Source organism: Actinomadura flavalba DSM 45200 (genome assembly GCF_000374305.1).
Taxonomy (GTDB): Bacteria; Actinomycetota; Actinomycetes; order Streptosporangiales; family Streptosporangiaceae; genus Spirillospora; species Spirillospora flavalba.
Window position 1 is genome coordinate 290,380 of the sequence record NZ_KB894095.1, and the last position, 17,245, is coordinate 307,624.

Below are 17,245 nucleotides of genomic sequence, written 5' to 3' on the forward strand. Positions count from 1 at the left end.
AGTGCTCCGTGACACGGTACGTACAACGTACGCCAAACGTACGTTGTACGTACGATCGTCCGCCGGGAGGCGTCACGTGTCGACCCATGACCTCTACACCTCACCCGTCGCCGCGTCCACCTGGGACGTGCCCCTCGCCGGCGACGCCCGCTTCACCTGGGAGTACGACGACGGCCGCGACAAGCTCCTCGCCCTGTACCAGAAGGGCAAGGACAAGCAGTGGGACTCCGTCAAGCGCATCGACTGGGACCTGGAGGTCGATCCGCAGAACGTCCTCGGCGTCCCCGACCAGTCGCTCGCGATCTACGGCACGCCGCACTGGGACAAGATGAGCGAGCGCGACCGCGGCGAGCTGCGGCGGCACTCCTCGTCCTGGCAGTTCAGCCAGTTCATGCACGGCGAGCAGGGCGCGATGATCACCGCCGCCCGGATCGTGGAGTCCGTCCCCGACCTGGACGCCAAGTTCTACTCGGCCACGCAGACGATGGACGAGGCGCGGCACGTCGAGATCTTCTCCCGGTTCCTCCAGGACAAGGTCGGCCTCGTCTACCCCATCAACACCAAGCTCCAGGACCTGCTCGCCGAGACCCTGGACGACTCCCGCTGGGACATGCCCTACCTCGGCATGCAGGTCCTCATCGAGGGGCTGGCCCTCGCGGCGTTCGGCGTCATCCGCGACATCACGACCAAACCGCTGCCCAAGCAGATCCTCACCTACGTCATGCAGGACGAGGCGCGGCACGTCGCGTTCGGCCGGCTGGCGCTGCGCGACCACTACCGCGAGCTGTCCGCGCCCGAGCTGCGCGAGCGCGAGGAGTTCGTCATCGAGGGCTGCCACCTGATGCGCGACCGCATCCGGGGCCGGGAGATCTGGGAGAACTTCGGCATCAACCCCGCCGAGGTGGACGAACTCGTCACCAACTCCCCCTACATGCGGATGTTCCAGAGCCTGCTGTTCAGCCGGATCGTCCCGTGCGTCAAGGACATCGGGCTGTGGAGCCCGCGCATCCGCGCGACGTTCGAGGAGATGGGCGTCCTGGAGGCGTCCCGCGCCGACCTGGACGCGCTCATGCGCGGCGACGAGGAGCAGGCCGAGCGGCTGGACGCCGAGCGGTTCGCGGCCGAGGAGGCCGAGCGCAAGGCCGAGGTGGACGACGTCATCGCGGCCGAGGCCGCCACGTCCTGACCGGAGAGGACGCACCATGCCCACGCTGACCGAGCCCCGCACCGCCCGCATCCGCTGCCGCGACGGCGACCACACGCTCGTCCTGTCCGACCGCGAGGCGACCGCCGGGCGGCTGCTGGACGCGTCCCGCAGGCACTCGTTCGACCCGGACGTGGACGTCGACTGGGACGTCCCCCAGGACCCCGACGTCTTCTACCTGCCGCCCACGCTCGTCTCGCTCTACGAGACGCCGCTGTGGGACGCGCTGTCGCACCGCGAGCGCGTCGAGCTGAGCAGGCGGGAGATGTGCAGCATCGCGTCGTTCGGCATCTGGTCGGAGATGATGCTGATGCAGGCGCTCGTCCAGCACGCCTACCGGCGCAGCTACGACAGCGCCCACGTCGCCTACGCCCTCACCGAGATCGCCGACGAGTGCCGCCACTCGGTCATGTTCGGGCGGATGGTGAAGACGTGCGGGCTCCGGACGACCCGCCCCAATCCGCTGATGTACCAGCTCGGCAAGGTCGCGTCGGCCGTCAACGACCCGCTCGTGAAGTTCGCCGGGACGCTCGTCGTGGAGGAGTTCACCGACGCGTTCCAGCGGATCACCTTCCCCGACGAGGACGTCCAGCCGATCATCCGGCAGGTGACGCGCATCCACGTCATCGAGGAGGCCCGGCACATCCGCTACGCGCGCGAGGAGCTGAAGCGGCTGGTGGCGGCCGTGCCCGCGTGGCAGCGGCGGACGGCCGCGTACTCGCTCGCGCGCTCGACGGCGCTGATGGCCGGGCACTTCCTCCACCCGTCCGGCTACGCGGCGGTCGGCCTGGACCCTCGCGCCGCCCGCCGCGCGGCGGCGGCGAGCCCGCACCGGCGCGCCACGATGGCCTGGTCGTTCCGCAAGTGCACCGCGTTCTTCGAGGAGATCGGCTTCCTGGACGGGCGGGCGCGCTCGGTCTGGCTCAAGGCCGGGCTGCTGGAGTGAACGTGCGCTCCTCGACCGCGACGTCCGCCGGGTGGTCGAGGAGCGCCAGGCAGGCGGCGTGGCCGGGGCCCGGGTCGAGCGTCCGCAGGGTGAAGCGGGCGGCGAGGCCGGGGCGGCCCGTCCAGTCCAGCAGGGCGGGCGGGGCGTCGGGGGCGCTGACGCGCAGGTGCGTCATCGGCTCGCGCAGCCCCTCGCCGGTGGCCTTCAGCAGGGCCTCCTTGCGCGTCCAGTAGGCGAGCAGCGCGTCCTCGCCGGTGGCGGACTCGCCGGGGGCGAGCAGGTGCGCGGCGACGTCGTCGCCGATGCGGCCCGCGGCCTCCTCGACGTCCACGCCGACGGGCCCGTGCCCGGAGATCGCGACGGCGACGCGGTCGCCGGAGTGCGACACGGACAGGAACGGTCCCCCGGCGATGCGGGGCGGGCCGTGCGGGGCGTCGCAGTCGGGGCAGGCGCGGGTCAGCGGGACGCGTTCGGGCGGCAGCGCGAGCCGGCGGGCGAGGGCGAGGCGGGTGAGCGTGACGCCGAGCGTGAAGCGGTCGCGGTCGGCGGGGCGGACGTAGCGGTCGCGACGGGCGCGTTCGGCGGCGTCGAGCAGCGCGACGTGGTGCGGACGGACGGTGTCGAGCGCCGCCCAGTGCACGGTGACCGGTTCCACCCGCGTTCCCCTCTCGTCGCCGCGCCAGCGTAGCCGGTGCGGGGCGTCCCGATCGAAGGGGCCGCCGGGACGGGCCCGGCGGCCGTGCTCACTAGATCCAGGACACTCCGGCCCGCTGTGCGGTCACGACGCCGTCCTCCTCCTCTGCGCGCTGTGCGCCGGCCCGCCGCCCGCCGGGCGGAGGTGGACCGGCGCTCCCTCCCCTTTGCGAAACAGCCTAGAAGGCCATGACGGTGAATATCCGCCGATCGACCGAAAGAGGTCAAGAATGATTACCGCAAACCCGGCAGCACTTCCTCCAGAACCAGAATCGCGTTCGCCACGCAGGTCTTCTCGTTGCGTGCGGGGTCGCCGGTCTTGGGGGCGGCCTCGCTGTAGCCCACCGTCACCAGAGCATTGCGGACGCGGACCGTCACCTCCGCGACGACCGTCTCCGGGCGGCCCCCGGGACGCAGCGGCTTGTCGACCTTGAAGCGGTGGAAGGCGTCGTCGCCGAGGTCGTCGCGGCGCTGAACCGTGATCACCTGGTCGGGCGAGGTCTGCGCCTGCCGGATCGCCGACGCGAGCATCTCCCGGGCGAACGCCGACACGTCGCCGCCCTCACCGGAGGGGAACAGTCTCTTCTCCACCCGGACCACCTTCGCGTCACCGTGCGGTGAGCTGAACGTGCAGGTCGTGAGGGAGGTGTTGCCCGCCGCCTGGCTGCGCGCGCCCGGAACGAGGCGGCGCGCGGTGGCCTCGGTGACCCCCGCGCACGGCGGGGTCAGCGCGGCGATCGGGCCCTGGGCGGGAGGCGGCGCGGGGGGACGGGACGTCGGCGCGGGCGGCGGCGTGGACGGGGTCGCGGACGGCGACGGAGGCCGCGTCGGCGCCGTCGTCGGCGGAGGCGGGGCGGCACGTTCGTCGTCGTCCGGCAGGAACAGGAACGCCCCGCCCGCCGCGAGCCCGGCCACCACGACGACGGCGACGAGCGCCAGCAGCCGGGGGCGGCGCGAGGCCCGCGGCGGTTGCGGGCTCGAATAGCCGCGCTCGAACTCCGGCGGCGCCGGTGACAGCCCCATCTCCGCCTCCTCTCCTTGATCGCATCTTTTCCCCCGCTTCACCCGACGAAAAGGGGAACGGTCCGGGAGATCCCCCGGCCGCACATCCTGTCGGACCCGCTCGGCAGAATGGAAGCGTGCTGCTCTCCGCTCTAGCGCGAACGTCCGCCGAGGTCACCGCGACCTCGTCCCGCAAGGCCAAGGCGGCGGCCATCGCCGGCTGCCTCCGCGACGCCGCCCCGGCGGAGGCCGCCATCGCCGTCGGCTACCTCTCCGGCGACCTGCCGCAGCGGCAGATCGGCGTCGGGTACGCGGCGCTGCGCGACGTCCCGCCGCCCGCCGCCGAGGCCGCGCTGACCGTCCTGGAGGTGGACGCCGCGTTCGGCGCGATCGGCGGCGTCGCCGGGAAGGGGTCGGTGGCGCGGCGGCGCGAGCTGCTGCACGCCCTGTTCGCGCGGGCCACCGCGCAGGAGCAGCGGTTCCTGGTGCGGCTGCTGTCGGGCGAGCTACGGCAGGGCGCGCTCGACGGGGTCATGACCGAGGCCGTCGCGAAGGCCGCTGACGTGCCCGTCGCGGCCGTGCGGCGGGCCGTGATGCTGCGCGGGGCGCTCGGTCCCGTGGCGACGGCGGCGCTGGCGGGCGGCGCGGGCGCGCTCGCGGAGTTCGGGCTGGAGGTCGGGCGTCCGGTGCGGCCGATGCTGGCCGCGTCCGCGCCCGACGTCGCCGCCGCGCTCGAACGCGTCGACGGGCCCGCCGCCGTCGAGTGGAAGCTCGACGGCATCCGCGCACAGATCCACATCACCGGCGGCGCCGTCCGCGTCTTCACCCGCACGCTCGACGAGATCACCGAGCGGCTGCCGGAGGTCGTGTCCGCGCTGGCGTCGCTGCCCGTCCGCGACGCCGTGTTCGACGGCGAGCTGATCGCGCTGCGGCCCGACGGCACGCCCCACCCGTTCCAGGTGACGTCCGCGCGCACCGCGACGCGGGTGCCGCGCGGCACCGAGCAGGTCGCGCTGTCGGTGCTGCTGTTCGACGTGCTCCACCTCGACGGCGACGACCTGCTCGACCGTCCGGGCGCCGAGCGGCACGCCGCGCTGGAGCGGGTCGTCCCGGCCGCGCAGCGGATGCCGCGCCGCGTCACCGCCTCCGCCGACGAGGCGGCCGAGGTGTTCACCGAGGCCGTCCGGCGGGGGCACGAGGGCGTCCTGGTCAAGGCGCCCGACAGTCCCTACACGGCCGGGCGGCGCGGCGCCGGATGGATCAAGGTCAAGCCCCGGCACACGCTCGACCTGGTCGTGCTCGCCGCCGAATGGGGCCATGGCCGCCGCAGCGGCTCCCTGTCGAACCTGCACCTGGGCGCCCGCGACCCGAGCACCGGCGGCTTCGTCATGCTCGGCAAGACGTTCAAGGGCCTCACCGACGAACTCCTCGCCTGGCAGACCGAGCACCTGCGCGCCCTCGCCGTCTCCGAGGACGACTGGACCGTCCACGTCCGTCCCGAACTCGTCGTCGAGATCGCCTTCGACGGCGTCCAGCACAGCACCCGCTATCCGGGCGGCATCGCCCTGCGTTTCGCCCGCGTCCTCCGCTACCGCCCCGACAAGTCACCCACCGAAGCCGACACCATCGACACCGTCCGCGCAGTGGCCCCCGTCCTCGACTAACCGCCCCGGGGCGGCCCGGCGAGGCCCGCCGGTAACGGCACGGGCGGGGCCTCGGTGGAGTTTGACCGAGGCTTTGCGGTGCGCGCCAGCGTGGCACCACCGAAGACGCAAAGATAGTCACCGTCCGTATCACGGAGGTGACGATGCGCACGGTACAGCCCTGGATCATCGCGACCCTGCCCCTCGCTCTCCTCGCCCCGGCGCTCCCGACAGCGTCAGCGTCGAGCCGCACCCTGGCACCCGCCCCACACCCCCCACCCGCCACAGCCCTCCCAACCAAACACACGTCACAGAACGACAACCCACCCAACAACCCCCGCACAACCCCACGAAAAGCGGGCCTTCTCCACCAGGAGAAACCCACCCAAGACGCGACAACGCCCAACACAGCAAGTCCCGGCACAAAAACCGTCCCGACAACGCGCGGCGCAGGGATTCCCGACCTGGCAACCGTCAACGCGGGAACGCGCGGCGCGGCGCGTCCCGGCGCAGAAAGCGCAGACGCAAGCGCGCGCGGCGCCGCGAGACTCGGCGCGGCAACCGTCGACGCGGGAACGCGCGACGCGTCGAGTCCCGGAGCGGGAACCATCAACGCGGGAACGCACAGCGCAGGGATTCGCCGCGTCGGAGCCGTCGACGGACGAGCGCGCGGCGCCGTGAAGTCCGGTGCGAGAGCTTTCGGCGGCGGAGCGCCCAGCGCAGGAACCTTCGGAGCGGACGAACTCAGTGCGGGGGCGCCTGGCGTGCGGGGCCCCGGTGCAGGAACGCTCGGCGCGGGCGCTTCCGGCGACGGGGCATCGGGCGTGGTTACACCCGACGCGGCGACGCCCGACGTGGGGGCGCGCGACACTGAGTCTCCCGTGGCGGGGGCGGCCGGGGGGTGGCCCGGGGGTGGGTGCGGGCGGGGTGGTGCGTGCGGACCATGCCGTTGGCCGATCCCGATGTGCTGGTGCGGGCGGAGCCGCATGGCGGGGGCGGGTGGCTGGCGTGGCCCGCTGCCGAAAAGCAGGACGGGGGTGGCTCCGGCGAGGTGAAGTGCGGGGATATCGTGCGGGGATGACCCGAATCGTCGATCGTGGTGACCCGGCGCGGCGGGCGTGGGCCATCGAGGCCATCCGGAAGGTCGAGGCCGACGCCAACCGCAGCGCCGACACGCACCTGCACGTCTTCCCGCTGCCGGCCGACTGGGGCATCGACCTGTACCTCAAGGACGAGTCGGTGCATCCCACCGGGTCGTTGAAGCACCGGCTGGCGCGGTCACTGTTCCTCTACGGGCTCGCGAACGGGTGGGTCCGGGCCGACACCGCGATCATCGAGGCGTCCAGCGGGTCGACCGCCGTCAGCGAGGCGTACTTCGCGCGGCTGCTCGGGCTGCCGTTCGTCGCCGTGATGCCCGCGTCGACCAGCCCGGAGAAGATCGCGCTGATCGAGTTCTACGGGGGCCGCTGCCACCTCGTGTCCGACCCGGCGTCGATCTACGCCGAGTCGCACCGGCTCGCCGCCGAGTGCGGCGGCCACTTCATGGACCAGTTCACCTACGCCGAGCGCGCGACGGACTGGCGCGGCAACAACAACATCGCCGAGTCGATCTTCGAGCAGATGGCGCTGGAGCGGTTCCCGGAACCGTCCTGGATCGTCGTCGGCGCGGGCACCGGCGGCACGTCCGCGACGATCGGCCGCTACGTCCGCTACCGCCGCTTCGGCACCCGCGTCGCCGTCGTCGACCCGGAGGGCTCCGCGTTCTTCGACGCCTTCGCCCGCGACGACCGCGACGGCACCGCCCCCGGCTCCCGCATCGAGGGCATCGGCCGTCCCCGCGTGGAGCCGTCCTTCCTCCCGGCCGTCATCGACCGGATGATCCAGGTGCCCGACGCGGCGTCGGTCGCCGCCATGCGCTGGGCCGCCGACATCACGGGCCTGGCCGTCGGCGGCTCCACCGGCACCAACCTGTGGGGCGCCGCGCTCCTGATCTCCGACATGCTCGCCCGCGGCGAACAGGGCAGCGTCGTCACCCTCATCTGCGACGGCGCCGACCGCTACGCCCAGACGTACAACTCCGACACCTGGCTGACAGCCCGCAACCTGGACATCGAGCCCCACCGCAAGACCCTCGACACCTTCCTGCAATCCGGCACCATGCCCCTGGCCCTCTGACCCGCCCCTCCCCCACGCGGCAACGAGCCCACACACGTCGCCGCTCCGGCTGGTCGGGTGGTTCCGGGCGCGGGTGCGACCGTCGCGGGGCGTTCGCGTGCGTGCGGGGCGCTCGGTGTTTGATCTCGACGTCGCCATCCCCGTGAAGGGGCGTTCGCGTACGTGCGGGGTGCTCGGTGTTCGACGTCGACAGGGCCGGGGTCGGGGTCGGGGTGTTTGCGTGCGGGGTGCTCATCGACGACGTCCGCCGACCCCTCACCGGGGGCGTTCGCGTGTGTGCGGGGTTAGCCGGAGAGGCGGATGGGGTTGATGATGTCGGCGTAGATGAGGAGGCCGCCCATGACGATGAGGAACATCGCCATGACGTAGGTGACGGGGAGGGCCTTCGCGACGTCCACGGGGCCGGGGTCGGGGCGGCCGCGGAGGCGGGCGAGGAACTTCTTGATCGCTTCGAGGATGGCGCCCGCCATGTGGCCGCCGTCGAGCGGCAGCAGGGGCACCAGGTTGAACAGGCCGATGGCCAGGTTCACCGAGGCGACCATCATCAGGAAGAAGTAGATCTTCTGCTTGGCGGGCTGCTCGGACGTCGCGATGTCGCCGCCGATGCGGCCGACGCCGACGACGCCGACCGGGCCCTCAAGATCGCGTTCGGCGCCCATGAACGCCGCGTTCCACACGCCGACCATCTTCTCGGGGAGCCGCAGCAGCGCCGTCGCCGAACGGACCGTCACGTCGCCGACGAAGCCGGCGACCTCGCCGGGCGACTGCCGGTCGTTGACGACCGGCGCCACCGGGGAGATGCCGAGGAAGCCCGTCTCGACGGTCTTGCCGGGGTCCTTCAGGTCGGGCATCCGGGACTTGATGATCGGCGCCTGGACGGTGAACTCCTGCCCGGAACGGCGCAGCGTGAGCGTCGCCGTCTTGTCGGCGGAGTCGCGGATGAGGCGCTGGAGCGCGGCGTACTCGGTGACCGGCTGCCCGTTGAACGCGACGATCGTGTCGCCCGGGAGCAGACCGGCCTTCGCGGCGGGGGTCGGCGGAGCGTCGGCGGGGCACGTCTTCACATCGGTGTCACCGGTGACGACGCACTTGGAGACGGTCGCGATGGTCGGGACGGGCGCCGACGTCGGCGTCCCGATCGCCATCAGGGCGATCGCGAAGAAGACGACGGCGAGGACGAGGTTCATCGCCGGGCCCGCGAACATGATCAGCAGTTTCTGCCACCACGCCCGGTTGTAGAATACGCGGTTCTCGTCACCGGGACGGACCTCCTCCAGCGCGGCGCCGCGCGCCGACTCGATGAGCCCCTGCCACGGCCCGGTGCTGAGCCGCCGGACCTGACCGGGCGCGTCGGTGCGGCGCGGCGGCAGCATCCCGATCATGCGGATGTAGCCGCCGAGCGGAATCCACTTGACGCCGTACTCGGTCTCGCCCCGGTGCCGCGACCACAGCGTCGGCCCGAACCCGACCATGTACTGCGTGACGCGCACGCCGAAACGCTTGGCGAACGCCAGGTGCCCCAGCTCGTGCAGCGCGATCGACGCCATCAACCCGAAGAACAGGATGAGGACCCCCGCCAGCCACCCCATGTCGCCCGCCCTCCGTGATCCCCGACGAAACCGTCTCAGCGTACGTCATGCCCGACACGCCGCCCCGACCGTGACCCCACGCCCGATCCGACCCGCCGCCCACGACGAACGACCAACATCATGCGCCCCCACGCCCCCGGACGCGAACCACTCCACGAACCTGTGGACAACTTTCTCACCAGGCTCAGAGACAGCCTGAACAAGGGGGTCGCGCCTAGGCACGCTCGCCCGGCTCGCCACCGGTCTCGGTCGCCCGACCGCCCCTGGGGGGTCGGGCCGTGTCACGCCGGGCGGGCGCGGTGCGGGCGTGAGTCTCGATCGGGCTGTGGGTCGCGCGATGCGGCTGGTGGTCTTCTGGGCGGCGATGGGGTGTTCTCTACGTTCTCGCCGGGTCGTGTTGTGGTGGCCGGGCGCGCGTTTCACCGGCGCTGGACCAGGCCGTGTCGCTGTGTTCTTTCGCCGGGAGTCAGCTCGGTCCGAGGTGTCTGGGGCGCTGCGGAACGCGCTGTAACCGGCGTAGGATGAGCACGGATTTAAGCCTTGGTTTCAGCGACACGCCGGGGTTGGCAACACGACCGGAGGCTCGCTGAAGATCTCTTCGAAAACCCGGGGGTTCACGGTTGGCCGACCTGCGGCTTTACTGTGGGGTCCCCATCGCCCCTACGAGGGGTCGCAACTACGTTACCGCCGGAATGCGCCCGCGAGGCGCAACCTGTCCCCATCGCCCCTACGAGGGGTCGCAACCTCGTGAGGTGTTCGCCCAGGATCGCGTGCGTCTCCGTCCCCATCGCCCCTACGAGGGGTCGCAACGCGGGGATCGGGCGGACCGGCCGCGCGACCCAGCGGTCCCCATCGCCCCTACGAGGGGTCGCAACCGCCGTGGGCAGGGCGCATGGCGTGCGGGTCGATGTCCCCATCGCCCCTACAAGGGGTCGCAACAGCTTGGGCGGGGGCCGCGCTGGCGCGGCGCGCACCCGTCCCCATCGCCCCTACGAGGGGTCGCGATGCCTGCGCTGCCCGCGATAGGTGACGGGGGCGTGCGCCGCTGCGGGGTTCGCAAGCTCTCTGGGGACCCCCTTGATTCGATTTTCTCGTGTTGGTGTCTCGCGGGTGGGCGGTGGCCGTGGCCTGTGGACAACTCTTCTCGCCGTGTCCGGTGGGGTCGTCGCGTACGGCGGGCGGTTTTTGCGTTCGGCGGGGGGCGTTGTGCTCGGCGGAGGGTCGTTGTGCTCGGCGGGAGGGTTGTTGTGTTCGGTGGGCGATGGCTGGGGCTGGGGGTGTGTTGGTGGTTCGCTGGGGTGGGTCAGGTGAGGAAGCCTCTTAGTAGGGATGCTGTGGCTTCCAGGTGTTCTGTTACGGCTTTGCGGGCGGCTTCTGGGTCGCCCAGGAGGATGGCGTCGAGGATGGCGGCGTGCTGGGTGGCGGCGTGGGCGATGTTGGCGCGGAAGAGGGGGATGGCGTTGAGGAGGTCGGTGACGCGGAGGCGGGCGTCGGCGCAGGTCTCGGCCAGGAGGCGGGAGCCCGTCAGTTCGGCGATCGTCAGGTGGAAGACGGTGTCGAGGCGGCGGTAGTCGTCGGGGCCCGCCGCGTTCAACTCCGCTAGGCGCGTGCGCAGCAGGGTGCGCTGGTCGGACGTGAGGCTCAGGCCCGCGAGCACCTGCGCGGCGCCCGTCTCGACCGCCATCCGGTAGGTGAGCGTGTCGGCGAGGCGGTCGCCCATGTCCTCGACGGCGCGGCGCAGGTCGGCCGGACGGGGGCGCGGGCGCCGGTACGTCACGAACGTCCCCCCGGCGCGGCCCCGCCGCGACTCCACGTACCCCTCCTCCTGGAGGGCGTGGATCGCCTCGCGCAGTGTGACGCGCCCGATGCCGAGCAGCGGCGCGAGTTCGCGTTCGGGGGGCAGCCGGTCGCCGTGGTCGAGCACCCCGAGCTTGATCGCCTGGAGCAGCCGTTCGACGGTCTCCTCGAACGCGTTGCCGGACCGGACGGGCCGGAACACCGCCGCCGCCGTCACCCCGGCGGGACCGGGCAGCGGGACTGGGCCGTCGGTGCGCATGTCCGTCCTCGTTGCAGGGGCCGGGCGGGACTGCTCGGGCCCACGCTACAGGGCGCCGGAACACCGCATCGGGACGGAACGGTCCCGTCACGGACGGGCCGGATGTGCGGTCGAGTGCTAAGGACGGTGCCCGTCTTGTGCGGACAGAGCAATACCGCCGAACCCCGCCCAAGCCGCATCATGTCGCTTCCCGCCCCTCGGAGAGGCCATCATGATGCGCATCACACCGGCTCTGGCCGTGCTGACCCTCGCCCTCGCCCTCACGGCCTGTGGCGGTGGCGACGACGGCGCCACCAAGGCGCCGCCGTCCGCCCCGGGCGCCGCCCCGTCGCAGCCGACGGGTACGGCGACGGCCGGTGGCCAGCGCGCCTCGGAGCGCTTCAACGCGTGCATGCGCGACAAGGGCATCGTGCTGCCCACGCCCGGCGCCACCAACAGCGCGCGGCCCGCGACGGAGAAGGTCGAGAAGGCGCTCCGCGAGTGCGTCGTCGAGATGTCCAAGTCGCCGGCTCCGGCGAACTGACGGCCGCTGCTACCCTTTCGGGCAGCCGATCACCCCGTGCGGGAGAGCGCCCCGGCCGCCAGCCGGGGCCGCCGAAGGAGCAACTCCTCCCCGGAACCTCTCAGGCCCACGGACCGCACGGGGGAGGCGACCTCTGGAAAGCGGGGACCGCATGTCCCCCGCCGAAGGTGAAAGTCCGCAGCGCGGGCGAAACTCTCAGGCGCCGATGACAGAGGGGGAGGCACCGACACGCCACGTGCGCGGGTGGGATCATGGTTCCCACGTGCGCCCGCGACGAAGGAGCCGCCCCCATGCCCGCCGAGACCACCGCGAAGAAGACGCCCCTGCACGACGTGCACGTCGAGCTGGACGCGAACCTGGTCGATTTCGCCGGTTATCTGATGCCGCTGCGGTACCGGAGCGAGACGGCCGAGCACCGCGCCGTCCGCACCGAGGCCGGGCTGTTCGACCTGTCCCACATGGGCGAGATCTTCGTCACCGGTGAGCGGGCGGGCGAGGCCGTCGACTTCGCCCTGGTCGGCAACCTGTCGCCGATGGCGGTCGGTAAAGCCCGGTACACGATGATCTGCGCGCCGGACGGCGGCGTCCTGGACGACCTGATCGTCTACCGGCTCGCCGCCGACACGTTCCTGGTGGTGGCGAACGCCGCGAACGTCGCGGTGGTGCGCGAGGCGCTGGTCGAGCGCGCCGAGGGGTTCGGCGTCTCGGTGGACGACCGTTCCGCCGAGTACGGCCTGATCGCGCTCCAGGGCCCGCTGGCGCAGGGCATCCTCGAACGGTTCACCGACGCGCCCCTGGCCGACCTCAAGTACTACGCGATCCTCGCCGCCCGCGTCGCGGACGTGGACGCGCTCGTCGCCCGCACCGGCTACACCGGCGAGGACGGCTTCGAGCTGTTCGTCGCCGCCGACGACGCGGTCGCGCTGTGGCGCCGCCTCGCCGCCGTCGAGGGCGTGACCCCGGCGGGCCTGGCCGCCCGCGACTCGCTCCGCCTGGAGGCGGGCATGCCGCTGTACGGCAACGAGCTGACGCTGGAGACCACCCCGTTCGAGGCGGGCCTCGGCCGGGTCGTCAAACTGGACAAGTCCGTCGACTTCGTCGGCAAGTCCGCACTCGCGGCGCAGGCGCAGACTCCCGCAGGCCGTAGGCTCGTGGGACTGGTCGCCCGTGGCCGGCGCGCGCCCCGCAAGGGGTACGAGGTCGTCGACGCCGACGGCACTCCGTGCGGCGTCGTGACCAGCGGCGCCCCGTCGCCGACACTGGGCAAGCCGATCGCGATGGCCTACCTGGACAGCGGCGCCGCCGAGACGGACCTGGCCGTGGACGTCCGTGGCCGCCGTGAGCCGGTCGACCTGGTCGGCCTGCCGTTCTACCAGCGTTCCTAAAGCAGAGAGAGATCACGATCGTGAGCGTTCCGGAGCAGCTCCGCTACAGCGAAGAACACGAGTGGGTCGCGGGCCTGGACGGTGAGGACGGCGTCGTCACCGTCGGCATCACCGCGCACGCCGCCGACGCCCTGGGCGAGATCGTCTTCCTTGAACTCCAGTTCGGCGAGGGCGACCAGGCCGAGGCCGGGGAGCCGTGCGGCGAGGTCGAGTCGACCAAGTCCGTGAGCGAGCTGTTCTCCCCCGTCAGCGGCGAGGTCACGGCGATCAACCACGCCGTCATCGACGAGCCGAAGGTGATCAACGACGATCCGTACGGCGAAGGCTGGATCTTCAAGGTCCGCATCACCGACGAGCCGGGCGACCTGCTCGACTCGACCGCGTACGCCAAGCTGATCGAGGGGAACTGACAACGTGCGTCTCTACGACTCGCTGGCCGAGGCCGACCCGGAGGTCGCGGCGGCCGTCGCCGACGAGCTGAAGCGCCAGCAGACGACGCTGGAGATGATCGCGTCGGAGAACTTCGCGCCGAGCGCGGTGCTGGAGGCCCAGGGGTCGGTCCTCACGAACAAGTACGCCGAGGGCTACCCGGGCAAGCGGTACTACGGCGGCTGCGAGTTCGTGGACGTCACCGAGCAGCTCGCGATCGACCGCGCCAAGGCGCTGTTCGGCGCCGAGCACGCGAACGTGCAGCCGCACTCGGGCGCGCAGGCGAACACGGCGGTGTACTTCGCGCTGCTCCAGCACGGTGACACGATCCTCGGCCTCGACCTGGCGCACGGCGGGCACCTGACGCACGGGATGCGGCTGAACTACTCGGGCAAGACTCTGAACGTGGTGCCCTACCACGTGCGCGCCGGGGACGGCCTGGTCGACATGGACGAGGTCGCGGCGCTGGCGGCCGAGCACCGCCCGAAGATGATCGTGGCGGGCTGGTCGGCGTACCCCCGGCAGCTCGACTTCGCGCGGTTCCGCGAGATCGCGGACTCGGTGGACGCGCTGCTCATGGTCGACATGGCGCACTTCGCCGGGCTGGTGGCGGCGGGGCTGCACCCGTCGCCGGTGCCGCACGCCGACATCGTCACGACGACGACGCACAAGACGCTCGGCGGCCCGCGCGGCGGCCTGATCCTGGCGAAGGAGGAGTACGGCAAGAAGATCAACTCGGCCGTGTTCCCCGGGATGCAGGGCGGCCCGCTGGAGCACGTGATCGCGGCGAAGGCGGTCGCGCTGAAGTTCGCCGCGACCGACGCCTTCAAGGACCGGCAGCGCCGGACGATCGAGGGCGCGCGGGCGCTGGCCGAGCGGCTGCTCGCCGACGACTCGGCGAAGGCGGGCGTGAAGGTGCTGACGGGCGGCACGGACGTGCATCTCGTCCTGGTCGACCTGGTCGACTCGGAGCTGACGGGCCGCGACGCCGAGGACCGCCTGCACGAGGTCGGCATCACGGTGAACCGCAACGCGGTCCCGAACGACCCGCGTCCGCCGATGGTGACGTCGGGGCTGCGGATCGGCACGCCGGCGCTGGCGACGCGCGGGTTCCAGGCCGAGGACTTCGCCGAGGTCGCGGACGTGATCGCGCTGGCGCTTCAGCCGTCGTTCGACAAGGACGCGCTGGCGGCGCGGGTGCGGGCGCTGGCCGACAGGCACCCGCTGTATCCGGACCTGTAAGACCCGGTTCGTCCCCCGCGCGCTCCGGCGCGCGGGGGCGCCGGTCCCCCACGACGGAGTGGTGTGCGATGGCGATCAGCGTGTTCGACCTCTTCAAGATCGGCATCGGGCCGTCGTCGTCGCACACGGGCGGGCCGATGGCGGCGGCGCACCGGTTCGCGCGCGGGTTGCGCGACGACGGGCTGCTGGCGTCGGTCGCGTCGGTGGAGGCGATCCTGTACGGGTCGCTGGGGCTGACCGGCAAGGGGCACGGGTCCGACAAGGCCGTCATTCTGGGCCTGGAGGGCGACAAGCCCGAGTCGGTCGATGTCGACACGGTGGACGAGCGGCTGGCGGCGATCCGCGCGGCGGGGCGGCTGACGCTGTTCGGGGGCCCGTCGGTGCCGTTCGTGACCGGCGAGCACCTGGTGTTCGAGCGCAAGAAGAGCCTGCCCGGCCATCCGAACGGGATGCGGTTCACCGCGTTCGACGCGGACGGCGGAATGCTGCGCAGCAAGGTGTTCTACTCGGTGGGCGGCGGGTTCGTCGTGGACGAGTCGGCCACCGGCGCCGACCGCGTCAAGGCCGACGACACCGAGCTGCCCCACCCGTTCGACACGGGCGCCGAGCTGCTGGAGCGCTGCGCCGAGACGGGCCTGTCGATCTCCGGCGTGATGCTCGCGAACGAGCGCGCCTTCGGGCGGACCGACGCGGAGATCCGCGCGGAGCTGCTGGAGCTGTGGCGGGTCATGCGGGCGTGCGTGGAGCGCGGCTGCGAGAGCGAGGGGCTGCTGCCGGGCGGGCTGAAGGTTCCGCGCCGGGCGCCGCGCCTGTACCGGACGCTGACCTGCGAGGACGCCACCGACCCGCTGCACGCGATGGACTGGGTGACGCTGTTCGCGCTGGCCGTCAACGAGGAGAACGCGGCCGGCGGACGGATCGTGACGGCGCCGACGAACGGCGCGGCGGGCATCGTCCCGGCCGTCCTGCACTACTACGACCGGTTCGTGCCGGGCGCGTCGGAGGACGCGGTGGTCCGGTTCCTGCTGGCAGCGGGCGCGATCGGCGTCCTGTTCAAGCAGAACGCGAGCATCTCCGGCGCCGAGGTCGGCTGCCAGGGCGAGGTCGGGTCGGCGTGCTCGATGGCGGCGGCGGGCCTGACCGAGGTGCTGGGCGGGACGCCCGAGCAGGTGGAGAACGCCGCCGAGATCGGCATCGAGCACAATCTGGGCCTGACGTGCGACCCGGTGGGCGGGCTCGTCCAGGTGCCGTGCATCGAGCGCAACGGCGTCGGCGCGGTGAAGTCGATCACCGCGTCGCGGCTGGCGCTGCGCGGCGACGGGCGGCACTTCGTCTCCCTCGACCGCGCCATCAAGACGATGCGCGACACCGGCCGCGACATGCTCGACAAGTACAAGGAGACGTCGCGCGGCGGCCTGGCCGTCAACGTCATCGAGTGCTGACGTCAGCGGCGCAGCGGGGTCTCGTGTGCGAGGCGGGAGAGCTTGGCGGGGTTGCGGACGTAGTAGAGGTGGGTGACCAGGCCGCCGTCGACGCCGACGGTGAGGATGCCGTCGAGTTCACCGGCCAGGCGGACGAGGAGGGCCGGGGCGCCGTTGACGTGGGTGGGTTCGGCGGTCAGGTCGGGGCCGAGGCCGGCGGAGAGCAGGCGGGCGGCCTTCGCGGCGCCGACGACGGGGCGGAGAGCGGCGTGCCTGACGCCGCCGCCGTCGCTGAGCAGGACGACGTCCGGGGCGAGGACGTCGAGGAGGTGCCGCACGTCGCCGGTCTCGATCGCGCGCTGGAACGCCGCGAGCGCGCCGCGCGCCGCGGCCGGGGAGGCAGGCGCGTGCGGGCGGCGGGCGGCGACGTGGGCGCGGGCGCGGTGGGCGATCTGCCGGACGGCGGCGGGGGTCTTGTCGACGGATCGGGCGATCTCGTCGTGGTCGAAGGCGAAGACCTCGCGGAGGACGAAGACGGCGCGTTCGGTCGGCGTCAGGGTCTCCAGCACGAGGAGCATCGCCATGGAGACGCTCTCGGCGAGTTCGACGTCGTCGGCGACGTCGGGGGTGGTCAGCAGCGGCTCGGGGAGCCAGGGGCCGACGTAGGTCTCCTTGCGGCGGGACAGGGTGCGCAGCCGGTTGAGCGCCTGCCGGGACGTGACGCGGACCAGGTAGGCGCGGTGGTCGCGCACCGCGTCGAGATCGACGTTCGTCCAGCGCAGCCAGGTCTCTTGGAGGACGTCCTCGGCGTCGGCGGCCGAGCCGAGCATCTCGTAGGCGACCGTGAAGAGCAGGTTGCGGTGGGCGACGAACGCCTCGGTGGCGGCGTCGGCCTTCGTGTCGTCGTGCGCGTCTATGACCGGCTCCCGCCTCGTTC

Annotated in this window: 14 protein-coding genes, 1 CRISPR repeat array and 2 riboswitches; of the genes, 9 read left to right on the top strand and 5 right to left on the bottom strand. The window is 72.3% G+C overall.

Translation table 11 applies throughout. The features are described 5' to 3' along the window. The first annotated feature begins 76 nt into the window (after positions 1-76). Both C229_RS0114510 and C229_RS0114515 read left to right on the top strand, forming a co-directional pair. Positions 77-1,186, top strand: a complete 1,110-nt coding sequence (locus C229_RS0114510; protein ID WP_018655803.1) for a ferritin-like domain-containing protein — start codon at positions 77-79, stop codon at positions 1,184-1,186. Between the two features lie 16 nt (positions 1,187-1,202). After that, entirely contained in the window at positions 1,203-2,150 is a 948-nt protein-coding gene (locus tag C229_RS0114515) for an AurF N-oxygenase family protein (RefSeq protein ID WP_018655804.1), read from the top strand. On the opposite strand, the gene C229_RS35785 is transcribed toward C229_RS0114515, so the two are convergent. Together C229_RS35785 and C229_RS0114525 are read right to left on the bottom strand one after the other, a co-directional pair. Beyond that, a complete protein-coding gene (locus C229_RS35785) occupies positions 2,128-2,805 on the bottom strand; it encodes a 4'-phosphopantetheinyl transferase family protein (RefSeq protein ID WP_018655805.1) in 678 nt (225 codons plus the stop codon). The two genes, C229_RS0114515 and C229_RS35785, sit on opposite strands and share 23 nt — an antisense overlap. 272 nt (positions 2,806-3,077) lie before the next feature. Further along, on the bottom strand, positions 3,078-3,866 hold the full coding sequence (locus tag C229_RS0114525) for a hypothetical protein (RefSeq protein ID WP_026313795.1): 789 nt from the start codon (positions 3,864-3,866) through the stop codon (positions 3,078-3,080). Between the two features lie 116 nt (positions 3,867-3,982). Between C229_RS0114525 and C229_RS0114530 the strand changes: the two genes are divergently transcribed. After that, complete coding sequence (locus C229_RS0114530; RefSeq protein WP_018655806.1) at positions 3,983-5,509, top strand: ATP-dependent DNA ligase; 1,527 nt, start codon at positions 3,983-3,985, stop codon at positions 5,507-5,509. A 1,056-nt stretch (positions 5,510-6,565) separates the two neighbouring features. After that, the gene (cds1, locus tag C229_RS0114535; RefSeq protein WP_018655807.1) at positions 6,566-7,663 is read left to right on the top strand and encodes an L-cysteine desulfhydrase Cds1; all 1,098 of its coding nucleotides are present in this window, start codon (positions 6,566-6,568) and stop codon (positions 7,661-7,663) included. A gap of 284 nt (positions 7,664-7,947) precedes the next feature. Here the strand turns inward: cds1 and C229_RS0114540 are convergent, their stop codons facing one another. Continuing rightward, positions 7,948-9,252, bottom strand: coding sequence for a M50 family metallopeptidase (locus C229_RS0114540; protein ID WP_018655808.1), 1,305 nt, complete (start codon positions 9,250-9,252; stop codon positions 7,948-7,950). 647 nt (positions 9,253-9,899) lie between these two features. Further along, positions 9,900-10,258: direct repeats of the CRISPR family, unit length 30 nt; unit sequence GTCCCCATCGCCCCTACGAGGGGTCGCAAC. Between the two features lie 297 nt (positions 10,259-10,555). Next, positions 10,556-11,308, bottom strand: coding sequence for a FadR/GntR family transcriptional regulator (locus C229_RS0114545; protein ID WP_018655809.1), 753 nt, complete (start codon positions 11,306-11,308; stop codon positions 10,556-10,558). Between the two features lie 211 nt (positions 11,309-11,519). Between C229_RS0114545 and C229_RS0114550 the strand changes: the two genes are divergently transcribed. The 5 genes from C229_RS0114550 to C229_RS0114570 all read left to right on the top strand — a co-directional run bounded on the left by C229_RS0114550 (position 11,520) and on the right by C229_RS0114570 (position 16,329). After that, positions 11,520-11,831: a hypothetical protein gene (locus C229_RS0114550; protein WP_018655810.1), complete on the top strand. Its 312-nt coding sequence runs from the start codon at positions 11,520-11,522 to the stop codon at positions 11,829-11,831. Positions 11,832-11,860: 29 nt separating this feature from the next. Next, positions 11,861-11,957: riboswitch (glycine riboswitch) on the top strand. Position 11,958: 1 nt separating this feature from the next. After that, positions 11,959-12,053, top strand: a riboswitch (glycine riboswitch). Between the two features lie 68 nt (positions 12,054-12,121). Continuing rightward, positions 12,122-13,216: a glycine cleavage system aminomethyltransferase GcvT gene (gcvT, locus tag C229_RS0114555; protein WP_018655811.1), complete on the top strand. Its 1,095-nt coding sequence runs from the start codon at positions 12,122-12,124 to the stop codon at positions 13,214-13,216. A gap of 20 nt (positions 13,217-13,236) precedes the next feature. Then, entirely contained in the window at positions 13,237-13,626 is a 390-nt protein-coding gene (gene gcvH / locus C229_RS0114560; RefSeq protein WP_018655812.1) for a glycine cleavage system protein GcvH, read from the top strand. A 4-nt stretch (positions 13,627-13,630) separates the two neighbouring features. Then, a complete protein-coding gene (locus C229_RS0114565) occupies positions 13,631-14,887 on the top strand; it encodes a serine hydroxymethyltransferase (RefSeq protein ID WP_018655813.1) in 1,257 nt (418 codons plus the stop codon). Between the two features lie 68 nt (positions 14,888-14,955). Continuing rightward, entirely contained in the window at positions 14,956-16,329 is a 1,374-nt protein-coding gene (locus tag C229_RS0114570; RefSeq protein ID WP_018655814.1) for an L-serine ammonia-lyase, read from the top strand. Between the two features lie 2 nt (positions 16,330-16,331). Here the strand turns inward: C229_RS0114570 and C229_RS32330 are convergent, their stop codons facing one another. Then, entirely contained in the window at positions 16,332-17,225 is an 894-nt protein-coding gene (locus C229_RS32330; RefSeq protein ID WP_026313797.1) for an RNA polymerase sigma-70 factor, read from the bottom strand. Positions 17,226-17,245: the final 20 nt, after the last annotated feature.